Origin of the sequence: Intestinirhabdus alba (genome assembly GCF_009711095.1) — a bacterium.
GTDB classification, from domain to species: Bacteria; Pseudomonadota; Gammaproteobacteria; order Enterobacterales; family Enterobacteriaceae; genus Intestinirhabdus; species Intestinirhabdus alba.
Window position 1 is genome coordinate 1 of record NZ_WMJZ01000056.1, and the last position, 12072, is coordinate 12072.

The 12072-nt window shown below is 57.3% G+C and carries 12 protein-coding genes and 1 pseudogene; 4 read left to right on the forward strand and 9 right to left on the reverse strand.

The window, feature by feature from the left end; all coding sequences use genetic code 11:
- On the forward strand, positions 1–502 hold a 502-nt coding region (locus tag GJV78_RS23110; protein ID WP_167519693.1), incomplete at its 5' end, for a hypothetical protein.
- Positions 503–692: 190 nt separating this feature from the next.
- Here the strand turns inward: GJV78_RS23110 and gntU are convergent.
- The 4 genes from gntU to GJV78_RS21435 form a co-directional block, all read right to left on the reverse strand.
- Complete coding sequence (gntU, locus tag GJV78_RS21420; RefSeq protein WP_167519694.1) at positions 693–2033, reverse strand: gluconate transporter; 1341 nt, start codon at positions 2031–2033, stop codon at positions 693–695.
- On the reverse strand, positions 2030–2563 hold the full coding sequence (gene gntK, locus GJV78_RS21425; RefSeq protein ID WP_155110142.1) for a gluconokinase: 534 nt from the start codon (positions 2561–2563) through the stop codon (positions 2030–2032). Before gntK ends, gntU begins: the two co-directional genes overlap by 4 nt.
- Before the next feature lie 138 nt (positions 2564–2701).
- Complete coding sequence (gene gntR / locus GJV78_RS21430; RefSeq protein ID WP_155110143.1) at positions 2702–3697, reverse strand: gluconate operon transcriptional repressor GntR; 996 nt, start codon at positions 3695–3697, stop codon at positions 2702–2704.
- A gap of 217 nt (positions 3698–3914) precedes the next feature.
- Positions 3915–4610: a pirin family protein gene (locus GJV78_RS21435; RefSeq protein WP_155110144.1), complete on the reverse strand. Its 696-nt coding sequence runs from the start codon at positions 4608–4610 to the stop codon at positions 3915–3917.
- An 837-nt stretch (positions 4611–5447) separates the two neighbouring features.
- Here GJV78_RS21435 and GJV78_RS21440 point away from each other — a divergent pair.
- Positions 5448–5939 (forward strand): bactofilin family protein, encoded by a 492-nt coding sequence (locus GJV78_RS21440; protein WP_230979207.1) that lies wholly within the window; start codon positions 5448–5450, stop codon positions 5937–5939.
- A 442-nt stretch (positions 5940–6381) separates the two neighbouring features.
- Positions 6382–6771, forward strand: a complete 390-nt coding sequence (locus GJV78_RS21445) for a DUF2756 family protein (protein ID WP_155110152.1) — start codon at positions 6382–6384, stop codon at positions 6769–6771.
- A gap of 440 nt (positions 6772–7211) precedes the next feature.
- Here the strand turns inward: GJV78_RS21445 and livF are convergent, their stop codons facing one another.
- The 5 genes and pseudogenes from livF to GJV78_RS21470 form a co-directional block, all read right to left on the reverse strand.
- Positions 7212–7925 carry a high-affinity branched-chain amino acid ABC transporter ATP-binding protein LivF gene (livF, locus tag GJV78_RS21450; RefSeq protein WP_155110146.1) on the reverse strand — a complete coding sequence of 238 codons (714 nt, stop codon included), beginning with the start codon at positions 7923–7925 and terminating at the stop codon, positions 7212–7214.
- 1 nt (position 7926) lies between these two features.
- Positions 7927–8694: a high-affinity branched-chain amino acid ABC transporter ATP-binding protein LivG gene (gene livG / locus GJV78_RS21455; RefSeq protein ID WP_155110147.1), complete on the reverse strand. Its 768-nt coding sequence runs from the start codon at positions 8692–8694 to the stop codon at positions 7927–7929.
- A complete protein-coding gene (locus tag GJV78_RS21460; protein ID WP_155110148.1) occupies positions 8691–9968 on the reverse strand; it encodes a high-affinity branched-chain amino acid ABC transporter permease LivM in 1278 nt (425 codons plus the stop codon). Before GJV78_RS21460 ends, livG begins: the two co-directional genes overlap by 4 nt.
- Positions 9965–10891 carry a high-affinity branched-chain amino acid ABC transporter permease LivH gene (gene livH, locus GJV78_RS21465; protein WP_155110149.1) on the reverse strand — a complete coding sequence of 309 codons (927 nt, stop codon included), beginning with the start codon at positions 10889–10891 and terminating at the stop codon, positions 9965–9967. Before livH ends, GJV78_RS21460 begins: the two co-directional genes overlap by 4 nt.
- Positions 10892–10933: 42 nt before the next feature.
- Positions 10934–11047: pseudogene (locus GJV78_RS21470) on the reverse strand (leucine ABC transporter subunit substrate-binding protein LivK); the annotation flags it as partial.
- Positions 11048–11565: 518 nt separating this feature from the next.
- Between GJV78_RS21470 and panM the strand changes: the two are divergent.
- A complete protein-coding gene (gene panM, locus GJV78_RS21475) occupies positions 11566–11949 on the forward strand; it encodes an aspartate 1-decarboxylase autocleavage activator PanM (RefSeq protein WP_155110150.1) in 384 nt (127 codons plus the stop codon).
- The last annotated feature ends 123 nt before the right edge of the window (positions 11950–12072 follow it).

Consider the following 12072-nt stretch of genomic DNA (forward strand, 5'->3'; position numbering starts at 1 on the left):
TTTTCTGACGCCAAAGCCAACGGTGGTAGGCAAAAATAATTATATCATTGAGAAATCTGTCACCCCAGGGAAAAAAGGAACCATAACTGATTTTATCTTCTGGAACGTCCCGCAACCCACCACTAAATATTTATATTTAATACCCTCAAACAGCCCCTCCCCTCAAATAATGATTAGAGTAAACAAGAAAAATAAAAATAGCGAAGCTCGTTATGATGCTATTATGTTAAACCGCGAAAAAACCACAGCAAACGTCTTACCATTGTTAAATGTGAGCGTAATAAAGGTTTCGGCAGATTTAAGTGAAAAATTGATTTACAACCAAAAGATCAACAGCCTGCCGCTCTCTTATATCGACAAAAAGGGGTACTACTTCTACATCAAAAATTTACCCTATGAGTACGGTCAGTATAAAGTGACAATTGAATCGTTAAACGATGATCCTGTTTTAGATGAATTTTTCAACGCATGGATTCATATCGGATTATATTCAGCAAAATAATTCTGTCCCGTCATACTTCAGACTGCCTGTACGTTAGCTACATGGCTACTCGGCTTAATTATACGTCTCACCCTCATGGCTATGTGTTCAAATCGGTTTCCAACCAATTTGTCGCTACCCCTCGGCAGAAATCACTCAGGCTCCCGAACGGGAGCCTGAGCGTTTCGACAAACGGGAATAACCTGGCAGCCTAGCTCAGCAGTGAAAAGGCGATCATGCCAACAATCGCCCCGACGCTGCCGAGGATGGTTTCCATCATCGTCCAGGTCTTCAGCGTCTGCGCTTCGGTCGCGCCGGTGAATTTCCCGAACAGCCAGAATCCGGCATCGTTAACGTGGCTGACCACGATGGAGCCGCCGGCGATGCAGATAGAGAGCGCCGCCATCTGCGCGCCGGAAAAGTGCAGCGGCTCAATGACCGGCATTACCAGCCCCACCGCCGTCAGGCAGGCCACGGTGGCCGAGCCCTGAATGATGCGCACCGCCGCCGCCAGCACAAAGCAGGTAATGGCGATGGGCAGCCCCATGCCGGTTAAGGCTTCGCCCAGCGCCGGGCCAACGCCGGAATCTACCAGCACCTGCTTGAACACGCCGCCGGCACCGATGACCAGCAGAATAATACCCGCCGGCTGCAGCGCGTGGCCGCAGATCTCCATCACCTTATCTTTCGGCATTCCCTGACGCATCGCCAGGCCGTAAATCGCCACCAGGCAGGCCACCAGAATCGCGGTGAACGGATGACCAATAAATTCAAACCACTCATAGGCACCGGAGCCTTGCGGCACAAAGCGCGCGGCGATGGTTTTCAGCCCCACCAGCACCAGCGGCAGCAGGATCAGCGACAGGCTGAAGCCGAAGGAGGGCATTTTCCCCTCGCCCAGGTGCGGCTCGGTCACGTCGTCCGGCACGTGCAGCTCCACGTAGCGGCTGATAAAGTTGCCCCACAGCGGACCGGCGATAAGCATACCGGGGATCGCCGCACACAGGCCAATCAGGATCATCCAGCCGAAGTCGGCATGCATCTGCGAAGCCAGCAGCATCGGCGCTGGCCCCGGCAGCAGAAACGCGGCGGCGGCGGCCACCCCGGCAAACAGCGGGATCACCAGCTTCACCAGGTTAGTGCCGGTGTGACGCGCCATGGAGAAGGCGACGCTAATCAGCAGTACGATCGCCACCTCAAAGAACAGCGGCAGCGCGCAGATTAGTCCCGCCAGGCCTATGGCATAGTGCGCACGGCCGTGGCCGAAGGATTTAAGCATTTTGACGGCGATCTGATCGACCGCGCCGGTCTCATGCAGGATTTTACCGAACATCGCTCCGAGGGCGACCACAATCGCCAGGAAGCCGAGGGTGCCGCCCATCCCCTTTTCCATGGTCGCCGCGATTTTTTCGAGCGGCATTCCGGAAAACAGCCCCGCGCCAATGGAAACCACCATCAGGGCGACAAAGGCGTGCATTCGCGCTTTCATAACCAGAAACAGCAGCAGCAGGACGGAGCCGACTGCGGTTAAAACAAGGGTTAAGGTACTCACTGTTGACCGCCTTTGTTAATGACCTCGATGGTATTTGCCACTACGTCGTCCAGCGGCCGATCGATATCCACCACCAGCACGTCGGCTTCGTCAGCGCCCGGCTCCTGCAGCGTTTCAAACTGCGTTACCAGCATCTGGGTTTTAAAAAAGTGGCCTTTGCGCGCCTTCAGGCGGCTTTCAATCAACGAAAAATCCCCTTTCAGATAGATAAAGGAGAGGTTCGGATTGCCGTCGCGCAGCAGATCGCGGTAGTGCTTTTTCAGCGCGGAGCAGACGATCAGCGAAACCTTATTCGTGCGCTGCATGGCGAAAGCGGCGTCGTTCAGGGCCTGTAGCCACGGCCTGCGGTCGTCGTCGTTCAGCGGTTCGCCAGAGGCCATTTTGATGATGTTGCACCGCGGATGAAGAAAGTCGCCGTCGAGAAACGCGGCATGTAGCTGATGCGCCACTTCGCTTGCGACAGCGGATTTGCCGCTGCCCGAAACGCCCATCAGAACATAAACGTGGTGATCGTGATTAGTCGTGCTCAAGGTAATGCCCCTCAGTACAGGATGCGGTAAGTGTTACGGGTAACTGTTATGCGTAACATTGTCCGGGCGGACAAACCGGGAAGCAATGCCCATTCGTGCCACAAGCGAATAAGTGTGAGCTACTTCAAAATTGTCGGGCTAAATTGAGCCACCCGGCGACAGAGTGAAACCTAAATCTAACATCTTTGGCACTACGCTTTCCCCGCGAATGCGCGCCAGCAGGCGCTCTGCGCCAATACTGCCCATCCGCTCACGCGGCGTCAGCACGCTGGCCAGCCGCGGCTCCATCACCTGGCCAATATCGTGGCCGTGGAAGCCGGCAATCGCCATGTCGTCCGGGATCTTCAACCCCAGGCGCTGGCATTCGAACGCCGCCCCCACCGCCAGATCGTCGTTAGTGCAGAAGATGCCGTCCAGCTGCGGATATTCACGCCGCGCCTGACGGATCAGTTCAATACCCGATGTATAAGAAGAGGACTGTTCCACCATCACACTGTAAGGCGACAGACCGGCATCGCGCATGGCCTGTTCATACCCCTTCTGTTTGATAATAGTACGTTCGTCGAGGCGCGCCCCCAGATAGACGATATGCCGATGGCCCCGGCTGATAATCGCCGCGGTCATCTGCCGGGCGGCTTCAAAGTTGTCGAATCCAACCGCGATATCCAGGCAGGGGGAACGGCTGTCCATCAGTTCCACCACCGGAATGCCCGCTACTTCAATCATCTTCAGGGTTCGCGGCGTATGGCTGCGCTCGGTGAGGATCAGACCGTCGATGTTCCAGGAGAGCATTGATTCCAGCCGCTCCTGCTCCATTTCCGGCTTATAGCCGTAGTGGGCGAGCATGGTCTGATAGCCGTGGGCGTCGGTTACGGCCTCGATGCCGCGCAGCACTTCTGCGAAAACCTGGTTGGTCAGAGAGGGTAACAGCACGCCGATAGCGCGACTGGTGGCGTTTGAGAGGATATCGGGTGCCCGGTTGGGAATATAGCCCAACTCATCAAGCGCCACCGCAATTTTACCGCGCAGCGCGACGGAGACCTGCTCCGGATTACGCAGAAAACGGCTGACCGTCATTTTCGTCACGCCCACGCGGTCAGCGACATCCTGAAGTACAGGTCTTTTCTTTTTCATCGTCCTGAAAGGGTTAAAAAGGGAGAGATCCGCAGAGTCTATCACGGACCCGGCGCAACCTTCGAGCCGATATAAGCCACAGGAAACCGGGCGGCCCCCGTTTATCGACGCCGGGCCTGGCCGGGCGCGGCAGCCGGCGGGCGTCAGGCCGCTCTGCCGGGGCCGGTACGACCGCCGGCAGCACCTGGCCACGGTGAAAAGACAGCGCAGGTCTTATTCAGACAGGCGGCAGGTCAAACAGCAGCACTTCGCTGTCGGCGTCGGCGCGCACCGAGAGGGTCCGCTCATCGCGAATGGCCAGCCCGTCGCTGACGTGGGCCTTAACGCCGTTAACGGTCACCTCGCCTTTTACCACCTGGATCCATACCTGACGCCCGGCGGCAACCGGATGCTCCGGACGTTCCCCTTTCGCCAGCGCCCAGCGCCAGAGCGTCATATCCTGATTAACCTTCAGGGAGCCGTCGCGGGCGTCCGGCGACAGCACCAGCTGTTTACCCTGGGCCGCATCAAAACGGCGCTGTTCGTAGCGCGGCGTAATACCGGTCTCCTGCGGGACGATCCAGATCTGGTACAGATGCAGGCGTCCGGTCGCGCTCGGGTTGTACTCCGAATGGCGCACCCCCGTTCCGGCGCTCATAATCTGAAATTCACCGGCGGGCACCTGCTCTTTATTGCCCATGCTGTCCTGATGCTCCACCACGCCTTCCAGCACATAGGTAAGGATCTCCATATCTTTATGAGGATGGGTGCCAAAGCCCTGCCCGGCGTCTATCACGTCATCATTGATCACCCGTAGCGCTGAAAAACCCATAAAGTTCGGATCGTAATAGTTGGCGAAAGAAAAGGTATGCCAGGAATCCAGCCAGCCGTGATTAGCATGGCCGCGGTCGTTTGCTTTGCGTAACACGATCATTATCGTAACCCCATATGTTTGCGATGGAGTCAGTGTGGACCCGATCGCGCAGGGAAGATAGAGGGGGAAAATTGACCCGTCCATTCAAAAAATATGAACAACTTTAGCAAGGGCGTTATCCACCATTTCTCAAGGGATAGGGTGGCAGATAACGGCCGTCTGAAGCCCGGCCCCAGCCGTCTCAGAGCGGTGAGAACATCAGTTACCCTGAAGTAATCCACCACGCCGTACCGCAGAGTTTTAAAGAAGCCGGTAGGGCCGACCAGAATCACCCGCTTCCGGCACAGTCTTTCCTCGTGTCGCCCTTATGGTTCACCGGTTCCGTATACGGGTATGTCGAGGGTCAGAGCGTCTCAAAGGAGCCTGCCCTGATGCGCAACACATACGTTGCAGAATCGAAACGCCGACGGTGGGCACTATTTTCGCATCAATTACCCCGGCGGGCCGGAGGCCACGCGCGGCCTGTAAGGGGTTTTATTACCGCAGTGGCGGCAGTAACTGATTTGCCGAAGGAATATTCCTATAAAAAACATTAGCTCATGTATATAAATTCAGTATAAACGAGTGGTTAGCCGGCGAAATATATGCCTGAATCTGTACCCTGAAGGTAAGTTTCACGTCGGAGATGGGTTCTCTCTCCTCCGCGCAGCCCTGGACTCACGGAGTAGCCAGTCACTTCCTATGGAAAGAAAGTACCTTGCTTTAAATAGTGCCCTTCTCTTCTGGCTGCTGAGCCTGGCGGCCTGGTGCTTTGACGCCACGTATTTAACATGGCCGGCAGCGGCGCTCAGCCTGCTGGCTTTCAGTATTCATTTTCTACTTATCAAGGTCAATCCAATGTTTAAAAAGAATAAAACCGGCGAATCGTCCCACAATGTCCTTAACGACACCCCCTCATTTAAGGGGGCCGGGCCGTCCGGCGCGCAGGCCCGGGCCATTACCTGGATCGCCCAGGATGTCACCTTTGTGGGCAATATTACGGCCAGCGGCGATATGGCTATTTACGGCACGCTCCACGGCAACATTGATGCCAAAGAGAGCCGGATCGAGGTTAAGCAGGGGGCAACGGTAGAGGGCGATATCGCCTGCCGGGAGCTGATTATCGACGGTAACGTTATCGGCCAGTGTACCAGCGACACCATAAAAATTGATGAGAACGGCATCATTACCGGTAAGCTCATTTATCGCGATCTGGCGGTGAAGAAAGGCGGTATTTTCTCCGGCAATGCGGAGGCGCTGCCGCCGGTAGAGGAAAAAAACAACGTAATTGGCATGAAGAAAGATGCCGCAACGCAGAGCGTCGCCGCCGATAAAATCCAGAAGGCGTAGCGGTGATAACGGGCAAAAAAAAGCCAGCGCGCGGCTGGCTAAAATAATACTGGAAGCAATGTGAGCAATGTCGTGCTTTCAGGTACTCCGCTAAGGTCTCCCTGAACGCAATGCAATAATAATCATTCTCATTCGCACTTGTCCAGCACTTTTTGCAAATTAAATGTTCTCAGCCAGGCCCGCCCTGAGCGGAGCGCTCTGAAGCCCTGCACAGTGAGCAAAACGACCGCAGACCATGCGAAAAAGAATAAGAGGACGCCGGGACGTCGCGCGGCGGACAGCATCGCTTTTCGACAAAATGAGACAGGCGGTGATCCCACGGCCATCGCCTGTCTCACCGTTGGAGGAGCTTCTCCTGAGGCTGGCGCAGAACGCTGAAATAATCCTCGATGCGCCGGGATAAGAGGTAAACTTAAGCGATCCCCTCAAAGGAGGAAAGATGATGAGACAACTCTTAATAGTCGCGGCGCTCCTGCCGTTTGCCGGTTTCGCAGAACCCATCAACACCCTGAATAACCCGAACCTGCCGGGCTATCAAAACCCCAGCCAACAGCGAATGCAGACGCAGATGCAGTCGCAGCAGATCCAGCAAAAAGGGATGCTTAACCAACAGCTGCAAACCCAGACGCGCGCCCAGCAGCAGCAGTTGCAAAATCAGCTTAATAACAACGCCGCCCGGGTACGGCAGGCCCAGCCGGGGGGGAGCGCCCCCGTCGGCCAGCAGGTGCTCCCCAACGGTAGCGGCGGAATGCTGCACGCCGATCCGGACCGGACGCTAAATCCGCCGCAGACGCTGCCGCAGAGCAACAGCGGCGGAATGCTTCATCCATAGCCCGACGTGCCGTTAAAAGCCATCAGCCCTTAAGCGGCAGGGCGAAAGTCCGGGCCGCCCGGGTCAATGGCGCGGGTGCCGGCTCATGGGAAGGGAAGCCCAGGTAACGCAACAGATGTTGTAACGACACCACCGCCTGACGGCAGGGTCGTTCTGACGAGTTTCGCTGAATTGCCGTTCGCCTTCAGACGTTCAGAAGCGCGGTCAGACCATGCTTTGCCCTGCGCCTGACCTAAAGGCTGCGGCAAAGTGGCGAGGATAAAACAGAGCGGGCAGTCCATTCCCGCTCTGTTTGCAATACGAGGAGCCTTTCAGGTTTCGGAACCCGCCTGTTATTGCCGGGCGCGTCCGATAACATATTGATTTACCGCCGTCCCGCCCAGGAAAGGATAAAAACACGCTTTTCCGCTCTTGCTGGCTCTGCGAGCAAAACGTCGCCGCTAGCCGCCCAGATAGGCGCTGCGCACGGCTTCGTTAGCCAGCAGCGCGTCGCCGCTGTCAGACAGTACGACATGACCGTTCTCCAGCACATAGCCCCGGTCGGCCAGCTTCAGCGCCTGATTGGCGTTCTGCTCGACAAGGAAGATCGTCATCCCCTGCTCGCGCAGCCGCTCGATGGTATCGAAGATCTGCTGAATGATGATAGGGGCCAGGCCCAGCGAAGGCTCGTCCAGCAGCAGCAGCCTGGGCTGGCTCATCAGGGCGCGCCCAATCGCCAGCATCTGCTGTTCACCGCCGGACATGGTGCCCGCCCGCTGAATGCGTCGCTCATGCAGGCGCGGAAAGAGTTCATAAACCCCTTTAATACGTTCATGAAACCGCTCGCGATCGGCAAAAAAACCGCCCATCGCCAGGTTTTCTTCCACCGTCATACGCGAAAATACCCGACGCCCTTCCGGAACGATCGCCACCGCCTCGCGCATGATCTTCGCCGTCGGCCAGTCGGCGATCTCTTTGTCATCAAAAACGATCCGCCCGCTGCTGGCGCGCGGATCGCCGCACAGGGTACCGAGCAGCGTGGTTTTTCCCGCGCCGTTGGCACCGATCAGGGTGACGATCTCCCCCTGGTTAATATGCAGACTCACCTCATGCAGCGCCTGGATTTTGCCGTAGTGGGCGCTGACTTTGTCAAAGGACAACATGATTTTTCCCATCTTATGCCTCTCCGAGATAAGCGCGGATCACGTCCGGATTGTTGCGGATCTGCTCCGGCGTACCGTTCGCCAGCGGCGTCCCCTGATTGACCACGTAGATGCGATCGGAGATCCCCATCACCAGCTTCATATCGTGCTCAATCAGCAGGATGGTGGTGTCATGATGCGTGCGCAGCTCAACGATCAGCTCGTCCAGCTCTTTGGTTTCCTTCGGGTTGAGTCCGGCGGCCGGCTCGTCAAGCATCAGAAGCTCCGGCCGGGTGACCATACAGCGGGCGATCTCCAGCCGACGCTGATCGCCATACGCCAGGTTGCTGGCCTGGCGGTTGGCGTGCTCCAGCAGGCCAATGCGCTCAAGCCAGGCGGCGGCGCGATCCAGCGCCTCGCTCTGCGCCCGGCGGAAAGAGGGGGTCTTCAGCAGGCCGGAAAAAATGCCGGTTTTCAACTGCTGATGCTGCGCCACCAGCAGATTCTCAATTACCGTCATCTCGCGGAACAGCCGCACGTGCTGGAAGGTGCGCACCACGCCCATGCGGGCGATCTGCTGGCCCGGCAGCCCCTCCAGGCGTTTATCGCGCAGCCTGATGGTGCCGCCGGTAGGCTTATAAAATCCGGTCAGGCAGTTAAAGACCGTGGTTTTCCCGGCACCGTTGGGGCCAATAAGCGAAACGATCTCACGCGGATGCAGCTCCAGCGCGACATTGTTGACCGCCAGCAGACCGCCGAAGCGCATCATCAGGCCGTTAACCGCTAATAATGGCTGACTCATGCCTGCTCTCCTTTCGCCTGGCCGTTTTTCAGCTTCAGCTGCGGGCGGGTCATCGGCAGCAGCCCCTGCGGACGCCAGATCATCATCAGTACCATCAGGCCGCCCAGCATCAGCATGCTGTACTCGTTAAAGTCGCGCATCAGCTCGCGGGAAACCACCAGCAGTATCGCCGCGAGGATCACCGCAAACTGCGACCCCATGCCGCCCAGCACCACGATCGCCAGCACAAAGGCCGATTCGGCAAAAGTGAACGACTCCGGGCTGACGAAGCCCTGGCGGGCGGCGAACAGCGTACCGGCAAATCCGGCAAACGCGGCGCTGATGGTAAAGGCGGTCAGCTTGATCCGCGTCGGGCTTAAGCCTAATGAGCGGCAGGCGATTTCATCTTCCCGCAGCGCTTCCCACGCGCGGCCCAGCGGCATCCGCAGCAGGCGGTTAATCACAAACAAACTCAGCACCACCAGCAGCAGGGCCACCAAGTAGAGAAAGATAACGCGATCGGCGGGATCGTACTTCAGGCCGAAGAAGTTGCTGAAAGTATCCCAGCCTCCTTCGCGGGCGGTGCGGCTGAACTCCAGGCCGAACAGCGTCGGCTTGGGGATCTGGCTGATGCCGTTCGGCCCGCCGGTGATTTCGGTGTTATTCAGCAGCAGGATACGCACAATCTCGCCGAAGCCCAGCGTGACAATCGCCAGGTAGTCGCCGCGCAACCTGAGTACCGGGAAACCGAGCAGAAGACCCGCCGCCGCCGCCGCCAGCCCCGCCAGCGGCAAGCAGCTCCAGAAGCCGAAGCCATAATAGTGGTTCAGCAGCGCAAAGGTATAAGCACCGATGGCATAAAAGCCGCCGTAGCCGAGCACCAGCAGGCCGGAAAGCCCCACCACCACGTTCAGGCCCAGCCCGAGGATAATATAAATCATCGTCAGGGTGGCGATATCCACCGTGCCGCGCGATACCATAAACGGCCACGCCACGGCGGCGACCAGCAGCGCAGCCAGCAGCAGTTTCTGCCTGACGGTCGAGCCGTCGATGGCCGGTATGGCCAGCGCCGGCCCGGCGATCCCCTTCAGCGCCCGGTGGCACGCGGGACGCAGCAGCTGAAAAAGAAAAACCACCGCGGTACCAATAGCTATCCACTGCCAGCGAATATCCGCCGCGGCGTCAACCACCAGCCGGGTGCCCTCCAGCCCAAGCTGAACGCCCATAAAGATGCCCGCCAGAATGAAAAACATCGCGGCGGAGAGCAGCGCCATCGCAATCTGCATCGGTTTCATACTTTCTCTACCTCCGGACGGCCCAGGATGCCGGTTGGCATAACCAGCAGCACCAGAATCAACAGGGCGAACGACACCACGTCTTTATACTCGGTGCTCAGGTAGGCGGACGTAAGCGCTTCCGCCACGCCCAGAATCAGGCCGCCAAGCATTGCGCCAGGAATGCTGCCGATGCCGCCCAGTACCGCGGCGGTAAAGGCCTTCATCCCGGCCATAAAGCCAATATAAGGATTAATCACGCCGTAGAACTGCCCGAGCAGGACGCCCGCCACCGCCGCCATCGCCGCGCCGATAACAAAGGTCAGGGAGATAACCCGGTCGGTATTGATGCCAAGGAGGCTGGCCATTTTCAGATCCTCGGCGCAGGCGCGGCAGGCGCGACCCATTCGCGAGTAGCGGATAAACAGCGTCAGCGCCAGCATAGCGAGAAAAGTGACAATCCAGATCACCAGCTGCATGGTGGTAATGGTCGCCGAGAAGCTTTCGCTGCTTCCTACCACCCACTGCCCGTTAAACAGGCTGGGCAGCGCCACATCACGCGATCCTTCCGTCAGGCTGACGTAGTTCTGCAGAAAAATTGACATCCCGATTGCCGAAATCAGCGCAATCAGGCGTCTGGAGTTGCGCACCGGCCGGTAGGCCACCCGCTCGATGCTCCAGCCCCAGGCGCTGGCAATAACGATCGCCCCAACGAACCCAACCGCCACCAGCAGCCAGCCGGTATCGATGCCCATCATCATCAGCGCGGCGATAATCATAAAAGAGACGTAGCTGCCGATCATGTAGACCTCGCCGTGGGCGAAGTTGATCATGCCGATAATGCCGTACACCATGGTATAGCCGATGGCGATCAGCGCATAAGTGCTTCCCAGCGTTACGCCGTTAAACATCTGCTGCAGAAAATAGAGAAACTGCTCGGACATAAGGTAACCTTTCTGAAGTCGCCCGGCCGGACGACGGAATTATTACTCAGCAGCCGTAGATGACCCATCGGCATGCCACTGGAAGACGCCAGACTCAAATCCCTGCGGATCGCCTTTCTCATCCCAGCTCAGCGGCCCGATGATGGTATCGGCCCCGCCGATCTGCTCCTGACGAGCCGACCGCCGCGAGTTTCGCCCAGGCCCAGAGGGCCTCTCCCTGTCCCTAAATAGTTCGCTATGCTCCCGGGGATTAATGAGGGACATCCCTGCCCCTCACCCAGGGCGACCCGAGGCCGTTCAAAACGCTCTGCGTTTTGTCCCATAACTCGAATTATTTAGGGCATAGTTTTATCAGCCACATTAAAGATTTAGCATAATTTATTGCGGCGCTTTATGGTAAAAAGTCTATTTTTTCAGACGATTAAGGACAGATAATATTCTGCTTTTGTCCATAGATAAACAAAAAAAAGCGCAGGGCACAGCATAAAATAACGGCATAAAAAGCATTGCAATCCGCTAATTATCAGCTGAATAAACTGCCTGTTTTTTTATTCTCTAATTTTTCAGGCTGGAGATTCTGCCGGGAAAGAATTAATTCCCTGGCGTATGAAATGCGTCCGAATAAAATATTTCGGTACACTGACGTCTTCTTTTGTGATTCGGACCGGCGGGCAATGAAGCTAACCATCATTTGTTTAGAAAATTTTAGCGACCAGGATCGCACCGATTTGGGCAAAATCTGGCCGGAATATTCCCCTGCATCCCTGAGCGTGGATGAGACGCACCGCATTTACGCCGCCCGCTTCAACGAGCGGCTGCTGGGCGCTGTCAGGGTAACGCTGAGCGGCTCTCATGGGGCGCTGGATTCACTGCGCGTGCGCGACGTAACGCGCCGACGCGGCGTGGGGCAATATTTAGTGGAGGAGACCATCCGCAATCACCCGGAGATTGCCTCCTGGTGGATGGCGGACGTCGGCGTGGAGGATCGCGACGCGATGGCGGCGTTTATGCAGACGCTTGGATTTACACCGCTGCGAAACGGCTGGGAAAAACGCTAATTAAGTCGTTCACCTGGTTCGCGCTACCGTGGCTCCGGCCCCTCTGGCAACGGTTCGTCAGGCGGAGGGGGCCACGGCTGGTAAACCCCCGGGAGCTTACATCAGTAAGTGACCGGGGTTGAG

Coding starts and splice junctions, on each gene's coding strand:
- panM (WP_155110150.1), top strand. CDS start 11,566: ATGAAGCTAACCATCATTTGTTTAGAAAATTTTAGCGACCAGGATCGC.
- livH (WP_155110149.1), bottom strand. CDS start 10,891: ATGTCCGAGCAGTTTCTCTATTTTCTGCAGCAGATGTTTAACGGCGTA.
- GJV78_RS21435 (WP_155110144.1), bottom strand. CDS start 4,610: ATGATCGTGTTACGCAAAGCAAACGACCGCGGCCATGCTAATCACGGC.
- livG (WP_155110147.1), bottom strand. CDS start 8,694: ATGAGTCAGCCATTATTAGCGGTTAACGGCCTGATGATGCGCTTCGGC.
- gntR (WP_155110143.1), bottom strand. CDS start 3,697: ATGAAAAAGAAAAGACCTGTACTTCAGGATGTCGCTGACCGCGTGGGC.
- GJV78_RS21445 (WP_155110152.1), top strand. CDS start 6,382: ATGAGACAACTCTTAATAGTCGCGGCGCTCCTGCCGTTTGCCGGTTTC.
- livF (WP_155110146.1), bottom strand. CDS start 7,925: ATGGGAAAAATCATGTTGTCCTTTGACAAAGTCAGCGCCCACTACGGC.
- GJV78_RS21440 (WP_230979207.1), top strand. CDS start 5,448: ATGTTTAAAAAGAATAAAACCGGCGAATCGTCCCACAATGTCCTTAAC.
- GJV78_RS21460 (WP_155110148.1), bottom strand. CDS start 9,968: ATGAAACCGATGCAGATTGCGATGGCGCTGCTCTCCGCCGCGATGTTT.